The following is a 23,721-nucleotide window of genomic DNA, read 5'->3' on the forward strand; positions in this document are numbered from 1 at the left end:
GAACCGTCCTTAAGCATCAAGCCCACCGATCCGAAATTTCATCTTCCGAGCCGACAGCCATTCGGGCTGATCAGGAGAAACAAGGCGCGCTCATCAGCGACCTTGCAAGGCATGTCCTGAGACTTCAACCCCCTGATTCTCGTGCCTGAAAGCGCCATCCGTCGACCATCCCATCTGCCTCGTCCGCTTCCTGGGGGTATCGCGTTTCACGCTTTAACCTCATACCCCTTCCCGACACCCCCAATGGGGAACGGACAGGCATGGACGCGACAAACGCACCTGACCAGAAAGAGTGAATTTTTAGCAGATTTCCGCCGTTTTTTTTCAACCTGATGTGGATGCTGGCGGAGGGGGGAATGGTGCCGCTTACGTGACTCGAACACGTGACCCCATCATTACGAATGATGTGCTCTACCAACTGAGCTAAAGCGGCGTTGGGTGGGCCAGATAACAGCGGTTGGTGCGCAGGACAAGCGGGCATTGCATCTTCGCGCATCATCTTTGCAGGCATGCTCCTTCGCCGCCCCCTCATCGGCCGCCGCCTTCTTCACGGCATGTTTACCATCCCATGGCAATGTCGAGTCTCAGGAAAGCTTTTCTTCTGGGTTAGGACCAGCCGGATGGACACTCTGCGGGGGCAGGAAATCTCCAGCGATCAGGATGATTTCGACTATGCCGACAATGGCGCGATCGAACCGCCGAGCGAGGTCGGCTCCGACGAGCGGCGCATGCAGGTGCGTGCCTATAATTATTGGGCGTCCCTGCTTGGCGACCGCGCACTTCCTTCGATCGAGGATCTCTCGCCCGATCAGTTGGAAGATTTCGGCCCGAACAGCGTGCTTCTCGATTTCAGCACGGGGCTCGACAATCCCGCCGTCGTCTATCTCGGCACCGCGCTCCGCCGGGAGTGCGAGGTCACCGGGTCGATCCAGTTCATCAACGATGTCCCCTCGCGCTCACTGCTGTCACGCCTGACGGATCATTATCTGCAGATCATCGCCAACGCCGCGCCGATCGGGTTCGAGGCAGGGTTCGTCAACCAGCGGGGCGCCGAGATACTCTATCGCGGCATCCTCATGCCCTTCTCCTCGGATGGCGAGACGATCGATTTCGTGTTCGGCGTCATCAGCTGGAAGGAACTGGCGAGCCAGGCCTTCGCCGACGAACTGGGCCGCGAAGTGGACGCCGCCTTGCGCAGCAGCGCCGCGCCCCATGCGGTCGCGCCGATCTGGGCCGATGGTCCTGCGGCGGGCGAGGATGAAGACACGCTCGACCTGTCCGGCATGGAAAGCCCGGCCGAGGACGCGCCGCTTGCCGACTGGCTCGCCCTCGCCCGCGATGGGGCGGAGCAGGCCCGCACCAGCGAAGTCCGCACCCATGGCGCCCTCTACCGCGCCATCGGCCTTGCCTATGACTTTGCGCTGATGAGCGAGGCATCGCCGGCAGATTATGCGGAGATGCTGGCCGACGCCGGTATCAAGGCCCAGGCCCGCAGCCCGCTTACCGCCGTGGTGAAGCTGGTCTTCGGCTCCACCTATGACAAGACGCGCATCACCGAATATGCGACCGCGCTTGAGCATGCGAAGAGCGCCGGGCTCGGCCTCGGCGCGCTTGGCGACTATCTCGGCGCATATCCCGGCGGCTTAAAGGCCTTGGTCCGCGACGAACGCGCCCAGCGCCGCGCCGCCCTGCCCGCCGCGAAGGACCCGCGCCAGACCGCCCGCGCCGCGATGAAGGCGGCTGCGCCCCTCGATCCCATCGCGATCCCAACTGATGAAGACGGCCTTGCCGTCGTCGTCGCCCGGCGGGAAGCGGACGGCAGCCTCGCCATCGTTGGCGCACTGCCCGACGGATTGGACCTTGGCCAGCGGGTAATCGTCGCCGCGGCAGCATAAAGGCCGGATCATTTTATTTCGGCCAAATGTAATTTTCTTACCATTCCGGTTGAGCCGCTCCAAACCCTGGCGCATAACCTAAGGCCAGCCGGAGAGTCGCGCGGCAACGTTCCAGCGCCTTCTCCGTTCAGGCAAAGCGGCAACAGCCGCAGCGGGAAGAGGGTTACGCATGACGGCATTGTCCGAGCCGAAGTCTGGCCAAGTAGACGCATCGATCCGCAAGGCGCTTGAGGCCGCGCTGGAACGGGGCGCGCTCCCCGGCGAGAGCGACGATTTCGGTCATGACGCGGCGACCGCCGCCGCCACCTTCCTCGCCCGCACCGCTGACGTCCGCAGGCCCGGCCAGCTCGCCATCGCCATCGAAACGCTCGGCGAAGGGGCGACCGGGCGCTACATGCGCATCGCCATCGTCAATGACGACATGCCGTTCCTGGTGGATTCGATCGCCAACGCGCTCGCCGCCCATGACATTACCATCTACCGCCTGCTGCACCCGGTCCTGTCGGTCGATCGCGCGGACGGCGGCAGGCTCGGCGCCATCCTGGACGACGAAGCCCCCGGCGCCCGTCGCGAATCCATGATCTATATCGAAGCGGACCGCGCCGATGCGAAGGGCCGCCGCGCACTGGAAAAGGCGCTGCGCGACACGCTGGCCGATGTCCGCATCGCCGTCGCCGACTGGCCGCGGATGCGCGAAGCCATGAGCCGGGATGCAGACGCGATCCCCGATGGCGAAGGCGCGGCGCTGCTCCGCTGGTTCCTTGCCCGCCATTTCACCCAGACCGGACATGAAGTCCGCCATCGTGACGGCCGGGCGGAAGATCGGCTTGGCATATGTTCGCTCGGCGACGCGCCGCTGCTGTCGCCCGCCTCGCTTGAAGCAGCCTTCACCTGGTTCGAGGAAGGCCGCCGCAACCCGCTCATCATCAAATCCAACATCTTGTCGCGCGTCCACCGCGCCGTTCTGCTCGACCTCATCATCGTGCCGATGCGCGAAGGGAAACAGGTCGTCGCCCTGTCCATCCATGCCGGCATGTGGACCAGCGCGGCGCTGTCCGCCAGCCCCGACAAGGTGCCGCTGCTCCGCTCCGCCCTGTCGGCGCTGATGGACAAGTTCGGCTTCGATCCGGGCGGCCATGCGGGCAAGGTGCTGGTCCACGCGCTCACCGCCCTGCCGCATGACATATTGATCGGCTTTGATCATGAAACGCTGGAACGGCTGGCGCTCACCTTCATGTCGCTGACGGATCGTCCGCGTCCGAAACTGGCGCTCGGCACCAGCGCGCTCGCCCGGCACCTCTATGCCTTCGCCTGGCTGCCACGCGACGAACTAAGCACCGCCCGCCGCCTCGCGGTACAGGACATGCTTTCGCAGGCCGCCAACGCGCCGGTGCTCAGCTGGTCGATCGCGCTTGAAGAAAGCGGACTCGCGCTCTTACGCATCACCCTCGACCTGCGCGATGGCGGCGTGGTGCCCGACGAAGCGCCGCTCGACCGGCAATTGAAGCAGATGGTGCGCGGCTGGCTGCCCGCCGTCGAGGAAGCCCTAGCGGAAACCGAGGAGCCGGGCCGCGCCGCCGCGCTCGCCCAACGCTATGCGCCCGGCTTTCCCATGGCCTACCGCAATGGCGCTGGCCCTTCCGAAGCGGCAATCGACATTCGCCTGCTCCATGGCCTGGGCGGCCCCGGTGACAAGTCGATCCGCATCTACCGCAATGGCGAAGACACGCCCGAACAACTGCGCCTGAAGCTTTACAGCCACGATGTCATCGCGCTGTCCGAAGTCGTCCCCGCTTTCGAGAATTTCGGCTTCCGCGTGATCGACGAAATGACGACGGCGGTCGATGGCGGCGCGCAGGGCCATGTGCAGCGCTTCGTTCTGGAACTCCCGCCGGGCGGCAGCGGCGACGCGGTCGTCGCCCGCGCCTCGGTCGTCACGGAAGCCATCGCCCAGGTGCTGGAGGGCCGGGCTGAAAATGACCGCTTCAATGAGCTGATTGTGACGGCGGGCCTCGCGCCTCACGCCGTCGTGCTCTTCCGCGCGCTGTTCCGCTACCTCCGCCAGACCGGCATGGCCTATGGCATGGCGACCTTTGCCGAAACGCTGCGGCGGGAACAGGACATCGCCCGCCAACTCGTTATCCTGTTCGAGGCACTGCATGATCCGGCCATGAAGGATGGTCCCGCCCGCGCCGAACAGGCGCAGGCGGCGATCACCGCTGGCCTTGAAAAGGTCAGCGCCATCGACGAGGACCGGGTATTGCGCCTGCTGCGCGCCGTCATCACCGCGACGCTGCGCACCAATTTCTTCAGCGAAGCCGCCGCCGAAGCGCTCGCCTTCAAGCTCGACTGTGCGCAAGTGCCTGGCCTTCCCGCTCCCCTTCCCTGGCGCGAAATCTGGGTCTACTCCCCCCGCGTTGAGGGCATTCACCTGCGCGCGGGGCCGATCGCCCGTGGCGGCCTGCGCTGGTCGGACCGACGCGACGATTTCCGTACGGAAATCCTTGGTCTCATGAAGGCGCAGCGGGTGAAGAATGCCGTCATCGTGCCCACCGGCGCAAAGGGCGGCTTCTATCCCAAGCAGCTTCCCAATCCGCAAGTCGATCGCGACGCCTGGATGGCGGAAGGCACCGAGAGCTATCGCATCTTCATCCGCGCGCTGCTGTCCGTGACCGACAATATTGTGAAGGGCAAGGTCCGCCATCCTGCCCGGGTCGTCATCCATGACGGGGACGATCCCTATTTCGTCGTCGCGGCGGACAAGGGCACGGCGACCTTCAGCGACGTCGCCAACGCCATCGCGCTCGACCATGATTTCTGGCTGGGCGATGCTTTCGCCAGCGGCGGATCGCACGGCTATGATCACAAGGCGATGGGCATCACCGCGCGCGGCGCCTGGATCAGCGTCCGGCGGCACTTTGCCGAAATGGGCATCGATGTGCAAAGCGAGCCCGTCACCGTCGTCGGCTGTGGCGACATGTCGGGTGACGTGTTCGGCAACGGCATGCTGCTGTCGAAGTCGATCCGGCTGCTCGCCGCTTTCGACCATCGCCACATCTTCCTCGATCCTGATCCCGACCCGGCGAAAAGCTGGGAGGAACGCAACCGCCTGTTCCGACTGCCCCGGTCGAGTTGGGACGATTATGACAAGTCGCTGATCTCAAAGGGCGGCGGCGTCTTCCCGCGCACCCTGAAAAGCATTACTCTGACGCCTCAGGTTCAGGCGATCCTCGGCGTCACGGATACGGAGATGGAGCCAACCGCCCTCATTGGCGCGATCCTCAAAAGCCCTGCGGACCTTCTATGGTTTGGCGGCATCGGCACCTATGTGAAGGCGGCGGCGCAGAGCCATGGCGAAGTCGGCGATCCCGCCAATGATCGCCTGCGCGTCAATGCAGAGGAATTGCGCGTCAAGGTCGTCGGTGAAGGGGCCAATCTCGGCGTCACCCAGGCGGCCCGCATCGCCTTCTCGCTGCGTGCCGGGCGCATCAACACAGACTTCATCGACAATTCGGCGGGCGTCGATTGCTCGGATAATGAAGTGAACATCAAGATCGCGCTGAACAAGGAGATGGCCGAAGGCCGCCTGACGTTCGACGCGCGCAACAAGCTGCTGGAAAGCATGACGGATGCCGTCGCCGACATCGTGCTGGAAGATAACCGGCTCCAGGTGCTTGGCCTTTCCATCGCTGAAAGCGGGGGCGCGGCCGACCTTGCCAGTTATGTCCGGTTGATCGAAACATTCGAGGAAAGCGGCCGCCTCGACCGGCAGGTCGAAGGGCTCGCAGCGAACGATGTGCTGCTCCGGCGTGGTCAGGACGGCCTAGGCCTTACCCGCCCCGAACTCGCCGTGCTCCTGTCCACCGCCAAGCTCGCGCTTCAGGATTCGATCGAACAGGGGCAACTCGCCCTTGATCCCAGCATGGGGCCTGAACTTGCCGCCGCCTTCCCCCCTGCCATGCAGAAGAAGGAAGGGGATGCGATCGCGGCCCATACGCTCGCCAGGGAGATTGTCGCGACAAAGGTCGCGAACCGCATCGTCAACCGGCTCGGCCTCATCCACCCCTTTGAACTGGCCGAAGAGGAAGGCTGCTCGCTGGCCGACCTCGCCAGCGCCTTCCTGATCGCAGAGCGGCTCTATGACATCGGCACCCTCTGGGCCGACATCGACGCTACAGCCATGTCGGAAACCGCTCGCCTCGCCCTGTTCGCGGATGTCGCCATCGGCGTGCGCACCCAGATCGCCGACATATTGCGCAGTCTGCCCGCAGGAACACTCCCCGGGGCTGGTCACGCGCTGCTTGCCAAGGGCGTCGAAAAGCTCGCGCGGGAGGTTGACGGCCTCCTCACCAGCGAAGCCTTGCGCCGCACCAATGCCGTTGTCGATCGCTTGGCCACCCTCGGCGCGCCGGAGGATCTCGTGCGCCGCACCGCCGGTCTCTTCAAACTCGATGGCGCGGTCGGCATCGCCGCCCTTGCCGGGCAGTTGAAGGTCGACGAAGTCGCGCTCACCCGCGCCTTCACCCATTTGGGCGAAGCGGTCGGCATCGACTGGGTCCAATCCACCGCCGCCCGCATGTCGCCCAGCGACCCGTGGGAAAGGCTGCTCATTTCCGGCGTCGCCCGCGACATGCAGCAGGTCCGGCTCGACTTCCTCGAACAGGGTGGCAAGCTCAGCGATGGCAAGTCCGGCGGCAAGGACATCATCGCCCGTGTCGATGCATGGCTCGCCGAAAAGCAGCCCCGCATCACCCAGTTCCGCGCCCTCGTCCAACGCGCCAAGGCCGCAGCCGCTCCCAACGTCGCCATGCTGGCCGAAATAGCGGGCCAGGCACGGGGGCTGCTGGGCCGCTAAACCTCGTTCACCCATCTTCGCCCTCTCTCCCGCCTTACCTCGGCATCCCAGCGAAAGCTGGGATCTCGTGTCTCAATGCGCTTTCCGCCAAACGCACCCAAAAGCTCGCACCAACCCATACACTTTAATACAATTTACCCTCTCTCCCCGTTTGCAATTGCGAGTCGTTCGCGTTATCCGGTCCACCTCATCATCAGGACCGATCCATCCCATGCATGCCCCCGTTCACCTTCAGCAGCAGAAGAAAAAGAAGAAGACCTTCTGGCTGAAGCAGCTGCACAGCTGGCATTGGATCAGTTCCGCGATCAGCCTCATCGGCCTCCTGCTCTTCGCATTCACCGGCATCACGCTCAACCACGCCGCCGACGTCGAAGGATCGCCGCAGACCGTGGAAAAGTCCGCGACCCTGCCCGCCCCGCTCCTGAAGCAGGTGGCTCCGGACAACCAGGCCGACAGCAAAAAGCCTCTCCCCGCGCCTGTCGCCGCCTGGGTCGAAAAGGAAATTGGCGCGCGCGCTTCGGGCGATGCGGAATGGTCCGCCGACGAGATCTACCTTGCCCTTCCCCGCCCCGGCGGCGACGGCTGGGTCTCGATCGACCGGCAAAGCGGCGCTGTGACCAGCGAAAGCACCAGCCGCGGCTGGATCAGCTATCTCAATGACCTCCACAAGGGCCGCAACACCGGCACTGCCTGGAAATGGTTCATCGACATCTTCGCCGTCGCTTGTTTCGTCTTCGCAATGACCGGCCTTCTCCTCCTCCAACTCCACGCCGCCAAGCGCCCCAGCACCTGGCCCCTGGTAGGGGCAGGCCTCATTATCCCAACGCTTTTAATTCTTCTCTTCCTTCATTAATTCAGGGGACCAGCAGCCAATGCAAAGCCGCTACAAACTCATTCTGGGCAGCAGCGCCGCCTTCGGCGCAGCCGCCATCCCCGCCACCGCCCAGACGCTGAACGTCAACGTCGCCATCCCGCGCCTCTCCGTCGCCGAATATCACCGCCCCTACGTCGCCATCTGGCTGGAAAAGGAAGGCGCCACCCCGCGCACCCTGTCGGTCTGGTATGATGTCGACAAGGCGAAGGGCGAAGGCACCAAATGGCTGCGCGACATCCGCCAATGGTGGCGCGTCTCCGGACGTTCGCTCAAAGTTCCCGCCGACGGCATCACCGGCGCCACACGCGCTCCGGGTGATCAAAAGGTCGCCTTCACCACGGGCAAAGGCCCGCTCGGCCAACTCACACCGGGCAACTACACGCTCGTCGTAGAGGCCGCGCGCGAAGTCGGCGGCCGCGAACTGCTCCGCCTGCCGTTCAGCTGGCCGGCAAAGCCCGGCACTGTGGTCCGCGCAAAGGGCAATAACGAATTGGGGCAGGTCAGCCTCAGCGTCAGCAAATAAGGGGATTCCGATGAAAGCCAAATATCTGATCGCAGCGACCCTCACTGCGTTGATGGCCACAAGCGCTGAGGCGCACCGCCAGTGGATGTTGCCGTCTTCGACCACCTTGTCCGGCACGGACAGCTGGGTCACTGTCGACGCTGCGGTATCGAACGACCTCTTTTACTTCGAACATATGCCGATGCGCACCGATGCCGTCGCAGTGACGCAGCCCGATGGATCGGCTGGCAAGATCGAAAACGCCGCGACTGGCAAATATCGCTCCACCTTCGATGTTCACCTGACGCAGCCCGGCACGTATCGCGTCGCCAGTGTCTCGACGGGCATCATGGGCAGCTACACCTTGAACGGTGAGGTGAAGCGCCTGCCCCGCGGCACAACCAAGGACAAGCTGTCGGCGGCCATCCCGGCGGGAGCCACCAATGTCCAGACAGTCGAGGCTTCCAACCGCAACGAGATTTTCCTCACGCTGGGAGCGCCTACCACTACGATATTCAAGCCGACCGGCGTTGGCATAGAAATGGTGCCCGTCACCCATCCGAACGATTTGGTCGCAGGCGAGGCAGCGACCTTCCAGTTTCTCGTCGACGGAAAGCCCGCTGCAGACCTTAAGGTAACAGTGATTCCTGGCGGCATCCGCTACCGTGACACGCTTGGCCAGCAGGATCTGGTCACCGGCAAGGACGGAAAAGTTTCCATCAACTGGCCACAGCCCGGCATGTACTGGTTGAATGCCTCAGTAGGCGGAAATCGCGAAGGTGGCGAAGGCGCACAGGCGGCATCGCCCGCCACTCCGGCACCGCGCCGCGCCTCCTATGTCACCACCTTGGAAGTGCTGGCCCCCTGACCGGCATTCGCGTCGCCATCCCTGACATTCCGCCTCCACAGCCTCCTTCGGCTCAGCGGGATGGAACGGGGTACATTACAGAGCTTTCCGGGCCGACCATGGGCACAAGCTGGTCGGCCCGGATTGTCGATGCTCCGCCGGGCTGCCTAAGCGCGATCGAAGACGTTCTCGCGCGCATCATAGCGCAGATGAGCAACTGGGAAGCAGATTCCGACATCAGCCGCTTCAACGCATTGCCGATCGGGGCTTGGACGACGCTGCCGTCAGACATGATGACGGTTCTCACGGCCGGATTGGCTATGGCGCGATTGTCGGGTGGTGCATTCGACCCGGCAATCGGACAGATTGTTGAACGGTGGGGTTTCGGCCCCTCAGGCATGACAGGCCCTGAGATAGTGCCTGCTCATCCCGCACCATGGACCATGATCGAGATCGCGGATCAGAGCGCTCGCCGCCTTGCTGACGTGAAGCTGGACTTCTCTGGAATAGCCAAGGGTTTTGCAGTCGACGCGGTGTCAGAAGCCCTCCGCGATCTAGGCGCCCGGCATTTTCTGGTCGAGATCGGGGGGGAACTGCGCGGCGAAGGATTTAAGCCCGATCGCCAGCCCTGGTGGGTCGATGTCGAGGCGCCGCCGCATCTCTCAGTGCCCACCCTGCGCATCGCCCTGAGCGGCCTCTCTGTAGCTACATCAGGCGACTATGTTCGTTTCCGCACAGAAAACGGGACGCATTTGGCCCACAGTATCGACCCGTCAACTGGTAGGCCGATCGGCAATAATGTCGCGTCTGTCACGGCCTTGCACGAAAGCGCTATGCTGGCTGACGCTTGGGCAACTGCGATCACGATTTTGGGGCATGAGCATGGCATGGCATTGGCGACGCGTCATGATGTCGCCGCCCGCCTCATTCTCCGCGCGGGCGATGGCGTCATGGAGTATATGACGCCTGCCCTGGCTTCGATGCTTGATTAGCCGAGCCGCTTCAGGCGTCTGCCCATCGCCGCAGCAGATTGTGATAGACGCCCGTCAACCGGATCACCTGGGCATTGTCATGGCCAAGATCGACGGCCAGAGCCTGTATGCTGCTGTCCAAGTCAAACATCATCTGACGCGCAGCGTCGTCCCGGACCATCGACTGGATCCAGAAGAAGCTGGCGGTTCGCCGCCCGCGCGTAACCGGCTCCACGCGATGAAGCGACGACGAAGGGTACAAAACCGCATGCCCTGCCGGGAGCTTCACCTGCTGCACGCCGAAATTCGTTTCGATAGTCAATTCGCCGCCGTCATAGCTTTGCGGGTCTTCCAGGAAGACCGTGATCGATAGGTCCGACCTGACCCTGAAGCCGGTCCCCGCCTGCACCCGGACGGCGTTATCCACATGAACGCCAAATGCCTGCCCGCCTTCATAGCTGTTGAACAGCGGGGGGAATATCTTGAGTGGCAATGCAGCAGCGATGAAAAGCGGCGAACGCCCCAATGCCTCCAAGACGATCTGCCCCGCCTGCTGAGCTTCAGGCGCGTCGTCGGGCAATTGCATGTTGCGCTTGGCGAGCGCCGATTGATGGCCGGACGTCACATTGCCGTCGACCCACTGCGCTTGCCCAATCAGCACGCGGATGCGCTCCACATGTGCAGCATCGAGCAGGTCGGGAATGACGGTGAGCATATCGAAAACTCTGTTGAACAGCTCTGGGGTCAGGCGCCTTCGGTGCGCAGGACGAAGGGAATTTCCACCACGCCCTTTACTTTGACGGGCTGCCCATCGCGGATTGCCGGTTTCCAGCGCCATGTCCGAACTGCGTCACGCGCAGCCGCATCCAGGCGTGAAAAGCCGCTACTCTGGGCAATGGTCAGGCTCTCGACTGCGCCATCGATCCCCAAGGTCAATGCCAACAACACCGTCCCCTGCTCGCGCTTACGGCGGCTCTCGATCGGATAGCGAGGTGGCTTGCCAGACACCATCTGCGTCGCGAGATCCCCACCTTGCACGGTGCTGGGCGCAGCCGGAGCAGATGAGACGACGGTAGCCGGAGCGGGGCCGATGACAGGGACCACGGGAGCCCGGACGGGTGTCGGCTCAGGTGTCGTGGCGATCGGCACCGGCGGCATCGGGACGTGCACCAGAGGCGGCGGCGCTACCACTTGCGGTGCTGAAGGTGGTGGTGGTGGAGTGTCATCGGCGGGCGGGGGCGGAGGCGGCATCAGGTTAACGACGGAAAGGCGGGTCTCCCGCACGCGCTGAGCATGTTGCCGCGCCTGCATCAGGACGAAAATCAGAATGCCATGAACAAGAATGATGAGCAAAACAGCAGGAAGATTGATCGACCGCCGCTCGCCATAGCGAGGTCCCGCAGTCGCCGTAACCTCATCTAGCCTGGTACGTGGGAGAAGATGGGGAGCATCCGACGGGAAAGTGGCGGGTGCGATATCATCTGCAATGAACCGTTCGGCCGCACCAAGCATGCCCATTCCCCTTTTATGGCTACTGCCTGCGGACGAAGCACATAGCGCGGGTTCTAATGCGAATCAATCGCACCCCTCTCTTTTCTTAAGGTCAGGCGGGTGGCGACCCGAGGAGAGGAGTGCATCGCCACCCGCCCTTTCCCGCGGCAAGGGACAAGCGCCGGGGATTTTCGCAGGGTTAGAAAGTATAGTTTAGGCTGAACACCGCCGAACGGGTCGGAGCAGGCTGCGCCCAGCTACCGTTCACATTGTTGCGCACCGTCGTCACATATTTTTCATTGGTGAAATTCTGGACGTTGAGCTGCGCCTTGAGATTTTCGGTGATGGGGTAATTCGCCATGAACCGGTGGATCGTATAGCTCGGCACATAGTAGCCGACATAGGTGCCAGCAGTAAGTTGCGCGAGAGTAGGTTGGTTCAGCAGGAACTTACCCTGGTAAGTGATGCCGTAGCCCAGTTCCAAGCCGAAGTCGAAGCGATAGGTTGTGAAAAGGCTGCCAGAGTGCTTGGGGGTATTGGTGAGCGCATACCCGCGGGTAGGATCAGGAAAAGCCAAGCTGTTCGCGCAATTGCCAGCAGTCGTGCTGGTCGACCCGGGATTATCGAGACAGTAGTCCGATACACCCTGCCGAATCTTGCTCTTCAGGTACATGTAGTTCGCAGAGATCGTCCAGTTACTGGTGATATTGCCCGATGCGCCGAGAGAAATACCTTCGACTCGCTGATTACCATCGGTCGCCTGATCCGGCAGCAGTGGGTCACCCGAAAGCACCTTGATCTGATTGCGATCATTACGGAATGCCGCCGCAGTTAGCAGGAGCTTGGCATCGAACAGATCAGCCTTAACACCAATTTCGTAATTTTTGGTAGTTTCAGGCTTCACATTGCAATTTCCGCCGCCCGTGCCTGTGTCAATGGCACACGAACCGTCCACTGAAGCCTTCGAGGGCAGTTTAGAATTGCCATAGGCGACATAGAGGCTGGTGTTCGGTGTCGGTTTGACGACCAAACCGGCGCGGTAGGAGAAGAGGTTATCATCAACCCTGGCCGGCGTAGTGACGCCAGTTGGATCACCCAGAGTAGCTGAGCCAGCCGTCGTATTGAAGCTGACCGTCCTGCTGGTGCCTTTCACCTTCTCATAGCGAATACCGCCGTTGAACTCGAGCCAATCGGTCAACTTCATAGCATCGAACAGGTAGGCAGCGTAGCTTGTTTGCTCTCCCAACGTCCGCGTAGCGCGGATAAAATTGAACGGGCCGACATAGTTGTTGCTGCCATAGACAAAGCCTGCGGGGCCCTGCACCACTTCGCCCGGATTGGATATGCTTACGAGCGGATAGGCAATTGCGAATGGGTTTGTACCGTCGGCCGCACGAAGGCTGTTGCCCGCGAGTTGGTTATATTTTTCCCAAAGCGCCGAGGCGCCGAGAACCAGCGTGTGCTCTATCCCGCCCGTCGCAAAATCAGCGCTAAGATCGATCTGATTGTAGGCCGTCTCGTTATTGATAAAGCGCGTGTTCCCACGACCATTGCCGCGATTGGGCATGAAGAAGCCTGGAGGCACAGTGACTGTGCCCGTCGAAGGAGTGAAGATGCAGGGAGCCGGGCTCGAGGAGAAGCAAAAATCCCCCGTAGGCTGGCTCGTAATCGTGTCTTGATGGATCTTCTCGTAACGCGTCAGATTGCGGATCTTCAAGCTATCATTGAACGCGTGGCTAAAAATCGCTTGCAGCGACTTAGTCGTGCTGTCCTGCTTATCGACATTGGCAAAGCCATAATAGCCAGACCGATCGAATTCATCCAGAATGCCGCCCTGCGCAGGATAGTAGCGGAGGCCATATTGAGGCATCGCATCGTCGTCGAGATATTCGCCCTGCAACGTAAGGCTGGTAGGACCATCGATGCCGATGGTAATTGCTGGAGCAATACCCCAACGCTTGTAATATTCAACATCACGGCCAGGCACGTCATTTTCGTGATAGACGGCATTGATGCGAACAGCAATGAGGTCGTTAAGACGCTTATTGGCATCAACAATCGCCCGGTAATAATTATCCGTGCCTATTCCGGCATTCAAAATGATCTGGTCATCAGCTAGCGGGCGCTTTGTAACCAAGTTGATGGTTCCGGCCACAGACCCGCCACCATTCATAACGGAGTTCGCGCCGTTGGTGACTTCAACCTGCTCGATATTATAGACTTCATTGCGGTTGAGGAATGCTCCTGAGCGCACTCCATCAATCGTGACATCATTTTTGGCGTCTTGACCACGCAGGATGATGCGATCGCCGTAACCGAAGCCACCTTCCCCCGCGCCGAAGGTGATGCCCGGCACTGTGGAAAGTACGTCGCGCAGGGTCAGAAGGTTTTGTTGTTGGATCGTTTCCTTGTTGATCACCGTGATCGTCTGCGGCGTGTCCAGCAACGGGCGAACATATTTGGGGGACTCCGCTCGTTCGACCTTGACCTCCGACGCGTCGATCGCTGTGTCCGTTACCGTCATCCCACCTAGCTTCGGGCCCGGGGCACCATCCTGCGCATGCGCTGTGGACGCAAAGGCGATCGCGCTCACGCAACCAAGTGCCAAAAATGACGGGATCGACTTGGAACTGCTGGACATCGAACAGAAACCCCCTTCTTCGTTAATTGCTGAGGAGGCAGCTATTGCGAACTGTTCGCAGAGTCAACGCTATTGCGAATAATTATTATTTTTCAGCGCTGCAAAGAGCCAGCATCTGATAGCACTCGCCAAGTTTGGAGGCTCGGAAACCGCCAGCCTTGCTAGGTCGATCTGCGCAATCAGCGCGTTAAGCGGCAGCCCCTTGCGCGCGGCGCTCGCACGAAGGGCTTGCCAGAATATGGGCTCCAGGCTGATTGCGGTCTGATGTCCGGCGATCGTCACGCTGCGCTTAACAGGAGGGGCGAACGGCGTTTCCGCTAAGCCCGGCCCCCCCTCTATTCCGTCGTCTTGGACCATCAGTACATATGCTGGCCGCCGTTGATGGACATGGTGCTGCCCGTGACAAAACCTGCCTCTTCGCTGCACAGAAATGCCACACCGCGTGCGATCTCTTCAGCCTGACCGAGGCGACCGACAGGGATCTTCGCGACAATCTTCTCCAGGACCTGGGCAGGCACTGCAGCCACCATGTCGGTGTCGATATAGCCGGGCGCGATTGCATTTACGGTGACGCCAAACTTGGCCCCCTCCTGCGCAAGAGCCTTGGTAAAGCCATGAATGCCGGACTTGGCGGCAGCATAGTTTACCTGACCATATTGTCCGGCTTGACCATTGATCGATCCGATATTGACGATCCGTCCCCAGTTCCTCTCTCGCATGCCGCCAAAGGTAGCCTTGGCCATATTGAAGCAACCGCCAAGGTTGATACGCATGACCTCGTTCCAATCGTCGAAGTTCATCTTCGCGAGTACGCCATCGCGTGTGATGCCCGCATTGTTCACCACGATATCGACCGGTCCCAGTTTTTCGGCAACCGCAGCGCAACCGTCCAGACAAGCCTGATGATCGCCGACGTCCCAGCGGAAAGCGTCGATCCCTGTCCTGTCTGTAAATGCCCGCGCCTTCTCGTCATTTCCAGCGTAGTTGGCGGCAACTTTGCAGCCCAATTCCTTGAGCGCCAGGCTGATCGCCTCTCCAATACCCCGCGTTCCGCCCGTTACGATAGCTACCCTGTCCATGTCAGTTCCCCTCTCGAATTGGACGAAACCCATCTTGAACCCACCCCGCCAGTTCACGGCCGATCAGATTCCGGTAAAGGATCATAGCTTCCGGCGAGGCGTTCAGACAGGGCAAATGAGCGAATGCCTCGCCACCGGCCGCCAGAAAATCTTCCCGGCCACGCATCGCGATTTCTTCAAGCGTTTCCAGGCAATCCGCCGAAAATCCGGGGGTGAGAACGGCGACGGATCGAACAGCCTGAGCCGGTAGCTCTCGCAGGGTTTCATCCGTTGCTGGTCCCAGCCATTTCGCACGCCCGAACCGCGACTGAAACGACAGCCTCACTTCCCGTCCAAGCGCATCCTGAAGAAGCTTAACGCTGGCGCGGCACTGATCATAATAGGGGTCGCCCAGGGTTCGCGTACGCTCAGGCATACCGTGGAAGCTGGCAAGCAGCAGGTCCGGTTTGAAATCCAGCGCAGCCAACTGCCGCTCGGTGGAGGTGCGCAACGCTTCAATGTAGGAAGGGTCAGCATAATAGGGCGGCAAGGTGCGGATTGCGGGCTGGACACGCAGGCGCGCGAGAGCGGCATAACAGGCATCGAGCGCCGTTGCAGTCGTCGCCGCGCAATATTGCGGATAGAGCGGCGCCAGCAATATCCTGCTGCATCCCTCTGCAATCATCGCATTCAGCCGGTCGGCGATGGACGGCTTCCCATAGCGCATGGCCCAATCGACCCTGATCTCAGGCCCTGTAAGTTCCTGCAGCCTTGCGGCGGTCTCACATGTGTAGACCGCGAGCGGAGAGCCTTCATCGAGCCAGACTTCCCGATAAGCCTTCGCGGATTTGGCTGGACGGGTGAGAAGGATCGGTCCGCGCAATATGGGTTGCCACAATAGCTTTGGGATCTCCACGACCCTTTGGTCAGACAGAAACTCACCCAAATAGCGCCTCACAGATGCAGTATCCGGTGCATCGGGCGTGCCCAGATTGATCAGAAGAACGCCGATATTTGCCATGTTTGATGTCATGTCCGCGACAAGATGGGGAGTTGACGGAAACGCTGACCCGTGACTGTGAAGAGGGCATTGGCGATAGCTGGAGCAACCGGGGGAGCCCCAATATCGGTAAGACCAGCAGGAGGTGCCGTGCTACGGATCATCTCCACGGTAATCTCGCCAATATCCTGCAAGCGGGGCAACCCCATGCGGGAGAGGATCGAACGCGTCGGCATTCCCTTTGCATAAGGCACTGATGCACCCATGGCCACTGCCAGGCCGAACAGGAGGCCGCTTTCGACCTGTTGACGTGCGATGTCGGGATTGACCTGTTCACCGCCATCAACCGCAGCGATGATCCGGCCGACGTTCAGTTTGTTTCCATCGATGGCGGCTTCGACCATGACAGCGATATAGGCGCCATTGATCGCATGCACTGCTAGGCCCTGACCGCTTCCTTCGATGCCCCCCTGCCATCCGCCCATGGCTCCGACCGTGGTCAAGCAATGCGCCAGTCTCGGATTGCCACCCAGCATCTGAATACGAAAGGAGAGCGCTTCCATCCCCGCCAAGTGAGCAAGTTCGTCAATGAAGCTTTCGGTGAAGAAGGCGCCGTAAAGATGCGCATTGCCCCGGGTGAAGCCTAGCGGCAGGCCGACATCGGCGGGAAAATGATCTACCGCCCAATTCGGCATGGCATATGGCAGCTCCATGCCTGCCACAGCGAGCCGCGTTGAAGCATCAACTGCGGCACGGCTTGCTTCATGAGGGGATTTGCCGTCCGCGATCCGCTTCCATGTCTGTGTCATCGCGCAAGGCGCCGCCACTTTCGCCAGCCATCCTTCGATCGCGCCATTGCGGCCGAGCTTTGCCGCCATCCTAGCATGTGCCGGAGCGCCGGGACGGTCCTGGATTACATCTTCCAGCCTGGACCAGAGCAGTTGGACAGGGCGTCCAACTTCCCTGGCAATCAAGGCGGCCTGAACGCCCACCTCGAAATCCATCTTGCGGCCGAACGACCCGCCAGCGTGGAGGGGGTAAAGCACCACCTGCTCCTCCGGCATGTCGAGGGCATCCGCTATCGCCGTACGCGCCAGCGCGGGAGCTTGGGCGGGCATCCATATCTCCGCGACGCCCTCGCCGACCCGAGCAGTTGCGCAGGGGGGTTCCAGCGTCAGATGCAGGCCCGGCGCAACGCTGAACTCGCTGGCAAGGATCGTCGCATTGTCGAACAGCGGCTTTAGATCACCGCGCGAATAAAGCCGTTGACCAGAGGAGCCTGAAAAAGCCTGTTCAAGAGCCGCATCGATGCCCGCGCTGCTTACAGGAGACCCCGATAGCTCAAAGACTGGATCACTCAGGTCGAGCGCCTTGTTCGCTGCCCACCAGTTTGTCGCGACGGCTGCGACCCAACGATCAGTGCGCACCAGCTTGCTAAAGCCGGTGACAGATTTTGCCGCCTGCTCGTTCACGCGCGTAAGCAGGGCGTTGCCTATCGGTCCCTGGCGAATGGAAGCGAAAAGCATGTCGGGCAATCGGACGTCGGCGGCAAAGTTGTGGCTGCCGTCGATCTTCGACGGCGTGTCGAGACGCGGCAGATCCTGTCCGAACAGCCCGTCAGCCTGACCTTGCCGGAAGGGCAAAATGTCCGGCAAGTCCAATTCTGCCGCCTCGGCTGCGACCTCACCGATCTTTAGGGTGCGCCGCCCCCCATCAGTGATGATGCCATTTTGAATATCACAGCTTTCCCAAGGCACATCCCAGCGTGCCGCAGCGGCTTTGCACAGGAGCACGCGGGCGGCGGCGCCTGCCTCTTGGTAAGCTGTATGGAACATCGGGACAGATGTGCCAGCACCGGTCAACATCAAGGCACGCCGCGTCGCATATTGTCCGATCGCCCACTCGCCCGCGCCACCGGCCAGCCTCGACCAATCATCAGCCAGCCACTCTCTGGCCAGCAACGTATTGGCGTAGAGCGGACTGACAGGCGCGCTTTGGACGCCAACGGTTCGCCAGTCGGCACCCAGTTCGTCCGCTAAAATCTGTGGCAGCAGGGTCGTCACGCCCTGCCCGGTCTCTGCTTGCGGCACGATCACAAGGATCCTGCCCGCCTTGTCGATCTTGAGGAAGGCGTTGAAGACCGTTTCGCCCGCAGCTGCGTTCAGATTGGGGCGATAGGTGCGTGGCCATGCGCCCCAAGCAAGCAACAGGCTTCCTGCCGCGCCGGCGCCGACGAGCAGCGTCCGCCGATCGAGCCCCCTTCCCGTGCCGTTACGATTTGCCTGCCTCCGCAGTGCGCGCGTCATGATGATTGTGATAAAGAGGCTTGGTGCTACTGGAAAGCGCTAATCCGCGCTAATCCGTGGGATATTGAACCGCGGGATATCGATGGCCGGGCAGCGGTCCATCACGACCTTCAATCCAGCAGCTTCCGCGCGCTCCGCCGCCTCTTGGTTGATCACGCCCAGTTGCATCCAAACCGCCTTGGCACCCGCCGCGATCGCATCATCAACGGCCTCGCCAGCCGCTTCACTGCGCCGAAAAATGTCGACCAGATCAATCGGAACGCCAATGTCGGCCAGGCGCGCCCAGACAAACTCCCCATGCACATGCTCCCCGGCGATCTGGGGATTGACCGGCAATACGCGATAGCCATGGTCCTGCAGGAATTTCATCACGCCATAGCTCGGTCTGCCGGGCCGGTCGGAGATGCCGACCAAGGCAATCGTACGCGTCTCATCAAGCAGATCGGCGATATCCTGCGGCTGCGTCAGCGGCATGACTCTGTTTCCTTCCTTGCCATGGGGTGAAAGACGCGGACTCCGCAGAACCGTTCCCACGGCTCTTGCTCACCTTCGTAGCCAGTCGGCCACTTGCTTTGCCACGGCGTGGAATGCCTGACCCGAAACGTCATCGCCCGCGGCAGGAGGATCACCCGCATCCGACCGGCGTCGAATGTCTATCGCCAGCGGGATGCGCCCCAAAAAGGCCATGCCCATGGCTGTGCCCGCAGCTTCCGCTCCACCTGCGCCGAACGGATCGGAGATTTCCCCGCAATGGGGACAGCTATAGCCCGCCATATTCTCGACAAGCCCGATCAGCGGCACGTTCGTTTGCTCAAACAGACCGACCGCACGGGTGGCGTCGATAAGCGCCAAATCCTGCGGCGTAGACACGATAACAGCCCCGGCGGGCTTATGCTTTTGCACCATGGAGAGTTGAACGTCCCCGGTCCCGGGGGGCATGTCCACGATCAGCAACTCAACGTCGCCCCAATCGGCATCGATGAGTTGCGAAAGGGCGTTGCCCGCCATCGGCCCGCGCCAAGCCAGTGCTTTGCCGGGTTCGACCAGATGTGCCATCGACAGCATTGGAATGCCGAACGGGCTCTCCACTGGGATAAGATGCTTGTCCCGCGCCTGCGGCTTCTGATCTTCGCTCGCCATCAACCTGGCTTGCGACGGGCCATAAATGTCGGCATCGACCAATCCCACCGCGAAGCCCAGTCGCTTGAGCGCCACGGCGAGATTTGCCGAAAGGGTGGACTTGCCCACCCCTCCCTTGCCCGAAGCAACGGCAATGATCCGGAGCGCTTTTCTTTCGGCCGTCATGGCGATGCGCACGTCCTGCACGCCCGGCACCAGCAAGCCGCCTTCCTTGATCGCGGCAGCAACGGCATCCCGCCGCTCGGGAGAAAGCCCGCCCACATCCAAGGCCAGGCTCATGACACCATCCTTGATCCGGGGCGCGCTGGCGCGGCCATCGGTCAGTGTCTTCAGGCGGGCGGCAAAACTCTCAAGATCGGTCATGACAGCGCCTCCTAGGCAATAATCGTTGCGAAGGGCACTGTTTTTCGTGGCCCTCCCTTCCTATAGAGACGGGATGAAGAGATTTTTCGGGTGGATGCCAGGCATCGCCAGCGCCATGGTCCAAGGCCCCTGGGGCGGCAAGAGCGATGGCCCTGACGGCAGTGACGGTTCGGGCAAGGGCGGCGACGGCGGCCCACGCAATCCATGGACGCAACCGGGCCGCGCTCCCGGCGGCAAAGGACCTTCCGCTATAGAGGAACTGCTGCGCCGCAGCCGCGAAAGCTTCGGCCAAGGTGGCGGCGGTGGTGGCTTCGGCAACCTGCCGCCGCGCCCTGCCGGAAAAACGCTTTGGCCCGCTGCGGTTGGCATTCTCATCCTGTTGTGGCTGGTGCTCACCTGCTTCCACCGCGTGGGGCCACAGGAACGCGGCGTCGTGACGTTGCTGGGCAAATATAGCCGCACGCTCTCGCCTGGGATCAGCCTGACTCTGCCTGCGCCGCTGGAAAATGTGACGACCGTCGACGTGGAGGAAATCCGCGCAATCGACATCGGCTCACCCAGTGCGCAAAGCGAAAATCTGGTGCTGACCGGCGACCAGAATATCATCGACCTTGCCTATTCGGTCCGTTGGAACATTCGCAGCCCTGAGCTTTACCTGTTCCAACTGTCCGATCCCGACGCAACTGTCAGGGAAGTCGCGGAAAGCGCCATGCGGTCCGTCGTCGCCAGCGTCAGCCTGGACGATGCACTGGGGGCGGGGCGTACGGAAATCGAACAGCAGGTCGAGCAGCGGATGCAGGAGATATTGGACGGATACAGGTCCGGCATCCGGGTGCAGGGCGTTGCCATCAAGCAAGCCGACCCGCCGACTGCGGTCAACGATGCGTTCAAGGCTGTTTCGGCCGCTCAGCAGACCGCCCAAACCTATCTGAACGAGGCAAGGGCGGCCGCGCAGCAGGTGACGGCCAAGGCTCAGGGTGAAGCCGCTGCGTTCGACAAGGTCTATGAACAATATAAGCTGTCGCCGGACGTGACGCGCCGCCGCATGTATTATGAAACCATGGAGGGCGTCCTGTCCAACGTCGATAAGACGCTAATCGAAAGTGGCAATGTCACCCCGTTCCTGCCGCTGCCGGAATTGAAGCGGCGCGCGCAGGGAGCGGCTGCATCGTCCGGTGCGGCTGCTGCGGAAGGAGGTCAATAATGCCGACGCTCGTCCGCCATCCGGTTGCGCTTGCACTTTCCGTCATTGCCCTCCTGCTGCTTCTCGGCAGCACGATCGCGATCGTGCCGGAAACCAAGCAAGGCGTGATCGTGCGCTTCGGCGACCCGAAGAAGATCGTCAATCGCTACCGTCCCAATGAGGATTTCGGCAAAACCGGCGCAGGCGTGATCCTGCGCTGGCCGTTCATCGATCAGATCGTCTGGATCGACAAGCGCGTCTTGTCGGTCGAGATGGAGAGGCAGCAGGTGCTGTCGACCGATCAGCTTCGGTTGCAGGTCGATGCGTTTGCGCGCTATCGCATCGTCGATCCGCTGCGCATGTACATCGCAGCAGGCAATGAGGAACGTGTGTCCGACGCCCTGCGGCCCATCCTGGGTTCGGCCCTTCGCAACGAGCTTGGCAAGCGCCCATTCGCCGCCCTGCTCTCGCCTGAGCGCGGCCAGGTGATGGACAATATCGAAGCGGGGCTTAACCGGGTGGCGCGGCAATATGGCGCCGAGATCGTAGACGTCAGGATCAAGCGCGCCGACTTGCCGGATGGCGCGCCGCTGGAAAGCGCCTTCACCCGGATGCGCACTGCGCGCGAACAGGAAGCGCTGACTATCAGGGCGCAAGGCGCGAAGCAGGCGCAGATCATCCGGGCGGAAGCCGATGCGAATGCGGCGCGGATTTATGCGGAAAGCTTCGGCAAGGACGCGCAATTCTACGACTTCTATCGGGCGATGCAGGCCTACCGCTTCACGTTCGCGCCCGATCGGACAGGTTCCACCACTATGGTGCTGTCGCGTGACAATGAATTCCTGAAGCAATTCCAGGGAAGGGATCGATAAGCTGTAAGATGCAGAAGAGGTTCAGGGATCATTTCGGAACCAGCTTCATTCAATGAGGGTTAAGGCTGGGCGGCGCATCCGACTCTCTTCCGAGTCCCGCCCTTCCTTCGCCAAGATCACGAGAGGACCGTCACGAGTGCGTTACGCTTATGCCCTTACCGGTGCCCTGCTTCTCGGTGGCACCGCCATCGCGGTAACATCCAGCCCGAACGTCGGCGCGCAGGTCGCGCAAAATGAAGGCATGCAGGCCGCAGCACCTGCCGGCGCGCCTGCCAGCTTGGCCGACATGGTGGAAAAGCTTCAGCCTGCGGTGGTCAATATTTCCACCAAGCAGCGCGTGCAGGTTCAAAATCCTTTCGCGGGCACGCCCTTCGGCGACCTGTTCGGCCAGGGTCCTGGTGCCAAGCCGCAGACGCGGCAGGCGCAGTCTCTTGGCTCAGGGTTCATCATCTCGGCTGACGGCTATATCGTCACCAACAACCATGTCGTGTCCGCCGGCGCCGAAGGGGCGTCGGTCGATGCCATCACGGTGACCCTCACTAACCGAGAGGAATATTCGGCAAAGCTGATCGGGCGTGACCCCGCCACTGATATCGCAGTGTTGAAGATCGAGCCGAAGAAGGCGCTGCCGTTCGTCAAGTTCGGTGACAGCACGAAGGCGCGCGTCGGCGATTGGGTGATCGCCATCGGCAACCCCTTCGCTCTGTCGGGCACCGTCACCGCGGGCATCATCTCAGCCGTCCATCGCGGCACGGGCGGGACCTATGACAAGTTCATCCAGACCGATGCGTCGATCAATCAGGGCAACAGCGGTGGCCCGATGTTCGACATGCGCGGCAATGTGATCGGCATCAACAGCCAGATCCTTTCGCCATCGGGCGGCAATGTGGGCATTGGATTTGCGATCCCGTCCGAACAGGCGGCGCCGATCGTCGCCACGCTCCGCAAGGGACAGAGCGTGAAGCGCGGCTATCTGGGTATCCAGATCAGCCCGCTTGGCGAAGACCTTGCAGATTCCCTTGGTCTTGCAAAGAACCGCGGCGAATTCGTCCAGGGCGTCGAACCTGGCAAGGGCGCGGACCGCGCAGGCATCAAGGCGGGCGACGTCATCGTCAGCGTGGCCGGTCAGGAAGTGACGCCCGACCAGAACCTGTCGTCGATCGTTGCATCGCAGCCGATCGGATCGCGGGTGCCGATCGTCCTCTTGCGCAATGGACAGCGCCAGACGGTAACCGCCATTGTCGGCCAGCGTCCATCAGAGGATGAGCTCAACAGCTTCGCCCAGCAACAGGACGATGATTTCAACCAGCAGCAGCCGGACGACCAATCCGGTGGCGCGCAAGCGACGCAGCAGTCGCTCGGCATTTCGGCCATCCCGCTGACGCCTAACATCGTCCGCCAGCTGGGCATCGCCGCCGACACGCGCGGCGTCGTCATCACCGCTGTCGATACTTCCACCGACGCAGGAGCGAAGGGCCTGCGTCGCGGCGATGTGATCATCACTGCCAACAACCGTCCGGTCGCCAGCCAGGCAGATTTGGACGCGGCCGTGCGGCAGGTGTCGTCGCAAGGACGAAGTGCCATTCTCTTGCAGGTACTGCGTCGCGGGCAACCCGCGGTATTTTTGCCGGTGCGTCTGCGGGACAAGTAAGTTTCCGGGAATAACGCGTTTAAGATCGCATCGGGCCGCGCTTGCCGGACTGCCTGTCTCACCACTAAGATG

At 61.6% G+C, this 23,721-nt stretch carries 18 protein-coding genes and 1 tRNA gene; 9 read left to right on the forward strand and 10 right to left on the reverse strand.

Annotated features, from left to right (window positions below; all coding sequences use genetic code 11):
- Positions 1–357: 357 nt before the first annotated feature.
- A tRNA-Thr gene (locus tag SPHS8_RS10810) sits at positions 358–433 on the reverse strand.
- A gap of 187 nt (positions 434–620) precedes the next feature.
- Between SPHS8_RS10810 and SPHS8_RS10815 the strand changes: the two genes are divergently transcribed.
- From SPHS8_RS10815 to SPHS8_RS10840, 6 genes are all read left to right on the forward strand, one after another.
- Positions 621–1,895: a PAS domain-containing protein gene (locus tag SPHS8_RS10815; RefSeq protein ID WP_201515540.1), complete on the forward strand. Its 1,275-nt coding sequence runs from the start codon at positions 621–623 to the stop codon at positions 1,893–1,895.
- 169 nt (positions 1,896–2,064) lie between these two features.
- On the forward strand, positions 2,065–6,750 hold the full coding sequence (locus SPHS8_RS10820) for an NAD-glutamate dehydrogenase (protein WP_201515541.1): 4,686 nt from the start codon (positions 2,065–2,067) through the stop codon (positions 6,748–6,750).
- A gap of 211 nt (positions 6,751–6,961) precedes the next feature.
- Positions 6,962–7,603, forward strand: coding sequence for a PepSY-associated TM helix domain-containing protein (locus SPHS8_RS10825; RefSeq protein WP_201515542.1), 642 nt, complete (start codon positions 6,962–6,964; stop codon positions 7,601–7,603).
- Between the two features lie 19 nt (positions 7,604–7,622).
- On the forward strand, positions 7,623–8,147 hold the full coding sequence (locus tag SPHS8_RS10830; protein ID WP_097092270.1) for a DUF2271 domain-containing protein: 525 nt from the start codon (positions 7,623–7,625) through the stop codon (positions 8,145–8,147).
- A 10-nt stretch (positions 8,148–8,157) separates the two neighbouring features.
- Positions 8,158–8,994, forward strand: a complete 837-nt coding sequence (locus tag SPHS8_RS10835; protein ID WP_201515543.1) for a DUF4198 domain-containing protein — start codon at positions 8,158–8,160, stop codon at positions 8,992–8,994.
- Between the two features lie 98 nt (positions 8,995–9,092).
- Positions 9,093–9,965, forward strand: coding sequence for an FAD:protein FMN transferase (locus SPHS8_RS10840; protein ID WP_201515544.1), 873 nt, complete (start codon positions 9,093–9,095; stop codon positions 9,963–9,965).
- 10 nt (positions 9,966–9,975) lie between these two features.
- On the opposite strand, the gene SPHS8_RS10845 is transcribed toward SPHS8_RS10840, so the two are convergent.
- The 9 genes from SPHS8_RS10845 to SPHS8_RS10885 form a co-directional block, all read right to left on the reverse strand.
- On the reverse strand, positions 9,976–10,659 hold the full coding sequence (locus tag SPHS8_RS10845) for a Fe2+-dependent dioxygenase (RefSeq protein ID WP_201515545.1): 684 nt from the start codon (positions 10,657–10,659) through the stop codon (positions 9,976–9,978).
- 29 nt (positions 10,660–10,688) lie between these two features.
- Positions 10,689–11,456, reverse strand: a complete 768-nt coding sequence (locus SPHS8_RS10850) for an energy transducer TonB (protein WP_201515546.1) — start codon at positions 11,454–11,456, stop codon at positions 10,689–10,691.
- Positions 11,457–11,634: 178 nt separating this feature from the next.
- On the reverse strand, positions 11,635–14,076 hold the full coding sequence (locus SPHS8_RS10855; protein WP_201515547.1) for a TonB-dependent receptor: 2,442 nt from the start codon (positions 14,074–14,076) through the stop codon (positions 11,635–11,637).
- Between the two features lie 69 nt (positions 14,077–14,145).
- On the reverse strand, positions 14,146–14,433 hold the full coding sequence (locus SPHS8_RS10860; RefSeq protein ID WP_201515548.1) for a ribbon-helix-helix domain-containing protein: 288 nt from the start codon (positions 14,431–14,433) through the stop codon (positions 14,146–14,148).
- Entirely contained in the window at positions 14,433–15,155 is a 723-nt protein-coding gene (phbB, locus tag SPHS8_RS10865; protein WP_201515549.1) for an acetoacetyl-CoA reductase, read from the reverse strand. The genes SPHS8_RS10860 and phbB overlap by 1 nt, the downstream gene beginning before the upstream one ends.
- Before the next feature lies 1 nt (position 15,156).
- Positions 15,157–16,155, reverse strand: a complete 999-nt coding sequence (hemH, locus tag SPHS8_RS10870; protein WP_201515550.1) for a ferrochelatase — start codon at positions 16,153–16,155, stop codon at positions 15,157–15,159.
- An 8-nt stretch (positions 16,156–16,163) separates the two neighbouring features.
- Positions 16,164–18,440 (reverse strand): xanthine dehydrogenase family protein molybdopterin-binding subunit, encoded by a 2,277-nt coding sequence (locus tag SPHS8_RS10875; RefSeq protein WP_201515551.1) that lies wholly within the window; start codon positions 18,438–18,440, stop codon positions 16,164–16,166.
- 39 nt (positions 18,441–18,479) lie between these two features.
- Positions 18,480–18,914 (reverse strand): CoA-binding protein, encoded by a 435-nt coding sequence (locus SPHS8_RS10880; protein ID WP_201515552.1) that lies wholly within the window; start codon positions 18,912–18,914, stop codon positions 18,480–18,482.
- A 69-nt stretch (positions 18,915–18,983) separates the two neighbouring features.
- A complete protein-coding gene (locus tag SPHS8_RS10885) occupies positions 18,984–19,943 on the reverse strand; it encodes an Mrp/NBP35 family ATP-binding protein (RefSeq protein WP_201515553.1) in 960 nt (319 codons plus the stop codon).
- Positions 19,944–20,016: 73 nt separating this feature from the next.
- Here SPHS8_RS10885 and hflK point away from each other — a divergent pair, with 73 nt between their 5' ends.
- The 3 genes from hflK (at position 20,017) to SPHS8_RS10900 (ending at position 23,649) form a co-directional block, all read left to right on the forward strand.
- Positions 20,017–21,147 carry an FtsH protease activity modulator HflK gene (hflK, locus tag SPHS8_RS10890; RefSeq protein WP_176502227.1) on the forward strand — a complete coding sequence of 377 codons (1,131 nt, stop codon included), beginning with the start codon at positions 20,017–20,019 and terminating at the stop codon, positions 21,145–21,147.
- Positions 21,147–21,998, forward strand: coding sequence for a protease modulator HflC (hflC, locus tag SPHS8_RS10895; protein WP_097092281.1), 852 nt, complete (start codon positions 21,147–21,149; stop codon positions 21,996–21,998). Before hflK ends, hflC begins: the two co-directional genes overlap by 1 nt.
- 136 nt (positions 21,999–22,134) lie before the next feature.
- Complete coding sequence (locus tag SPHS8_RS10900) at positions 22,135–23,649, forward strand: Do family serine endopeptidase (protein ID WP_097092282.1); 1,515 nt, start codon at positions 22,135–22,137, stop codon at positions 23,647–23,649.
- Positions 23,650–23,721 lie beyond the last annotated feature (72 nt).

This window comes from Sphingobium sp. S6 (genome assembly GCF_905120495.1).
GTDB classification, from domain to species: domain Bacteria; phylum Pseudomonadota; class Alphaproteobacteria; order Sphingomonadales; family Sphingomonadaceae; genus Sphingobium; species Sphingobium agri.

Coding starts and splice junctions, on each gene's coding strand:
- SPHS8_RS10815 (WP_201515540.1), top strand. CDS start 621: ATGGACACTCTGCGGGGGCAGGAAATCTCCAGCGATCAGGATGATTTC.
- SPHS8_RS10820 (WP_201515541.1), top strand. CDS start 2,065: ATGACGGCATTGTCCGAGCCGAAGTCTGGCCAAGTAGACGCATCGATC.
- SPHS8_RS10825 (WP_201515542.1), top strand. CDS start 6,962: ATGCATGCCCCCGTTCACCTTCAGCAGCAGAAGAAAAAGAAGAAGACC.
- SPHS8_RS10830 (WP_097092270.1), top strand. CDS start 7,623: ATGCAAAGCCGCTACAAACTCATTCTGGGCAGCAGCGCCGCCTTCGGC.
- SPHS8_RS10835 (WP_201515543.1), top strand. CDS start 8,158: ATGAAAGCCAAATATCTGATCGCAGCGACCCTCACTGCGTTGATGGCC.
- SPHS8_RS10840 (WP_201515544.1), top strand. CDS start 9,093: ATGGGCACAAGCTGGTCGGCCCGGATTGTCGATGCTCCGCCGGGCTGC.
- SPHS8_RS10845 (WP_201515545.1), bottom strand. CDS start 10,659: ATGCTCACCGTCATTCCCGACCTGCTCGATGCTGCACATGTGGAGCGC.
- SPHS8_RS10850 (WP_201515546.1), bottom strand. CDS start 11,456: ATGCTTGGTGCGGCCGAACGGTTCATTGCAGATGATATCGCACCCGCC.
- SPHS8_RS10855 (WP_201515547.1), bottom strand. CDS start 14,076: ATGTCCAGCAGTTCCAAGTCGATCCCGTCATTTTTGGCACTTGGTTGC.
- SPHS8_RS10860 (WP_201515548.1), bottom strand. CDS start 14,433: ATGGTCCAAGACGACGGAATAGAGGGGGGGCCGGGCTTAGCGGAAACG.
- phbB (WP_201515549.1), bottom strand. CDS start 15,155: ATGGACAGGGTAGCTATCGTAACGGGCGGAACGCGGGGTATTGGAGAG.
- hemH (WP_201515550.1), bottom strand. CDS start 16,155: ATGGCAAATATCGGCGTTCTTCTGATCAATCTGGGCACGCCCGATGCA.
- SPHS8_RS10875 (WP_201515551.1), bottom strand. CDS start 18,440: ATGACGCGCGCACTGCGGAGGCAGGCAAATCGTAACGGCACGGGAAGG.
- SPHS8_RS10880 (WP_201515552.1), bottom strand. CDS start 18,914: ATGCCGCTGACGCAGCCGCAGGATATCGCCGATCTGCTTGATGAGACG.
- SPHS8_RS10885 (WP_201515553.1), bottom strand. CDS start 19,943: ATGACCGATCTTGAGAGTTTTGCCGCCCGCCTGAAGACACTGACCGAT.
- hflK (WP_176502227.1), top strand. CDS start 20,017: ATGAAGAGATTTTTCGGGTGGATGCCAGGCATCGCCAGCGCCATGGTC.
- hflC (WP_097092281.1), top strand. CDS start 21,147: ATGCCGACGCTCGTCCGCCATCCGGTTGCGCTTGCACTTTCCGTCATT.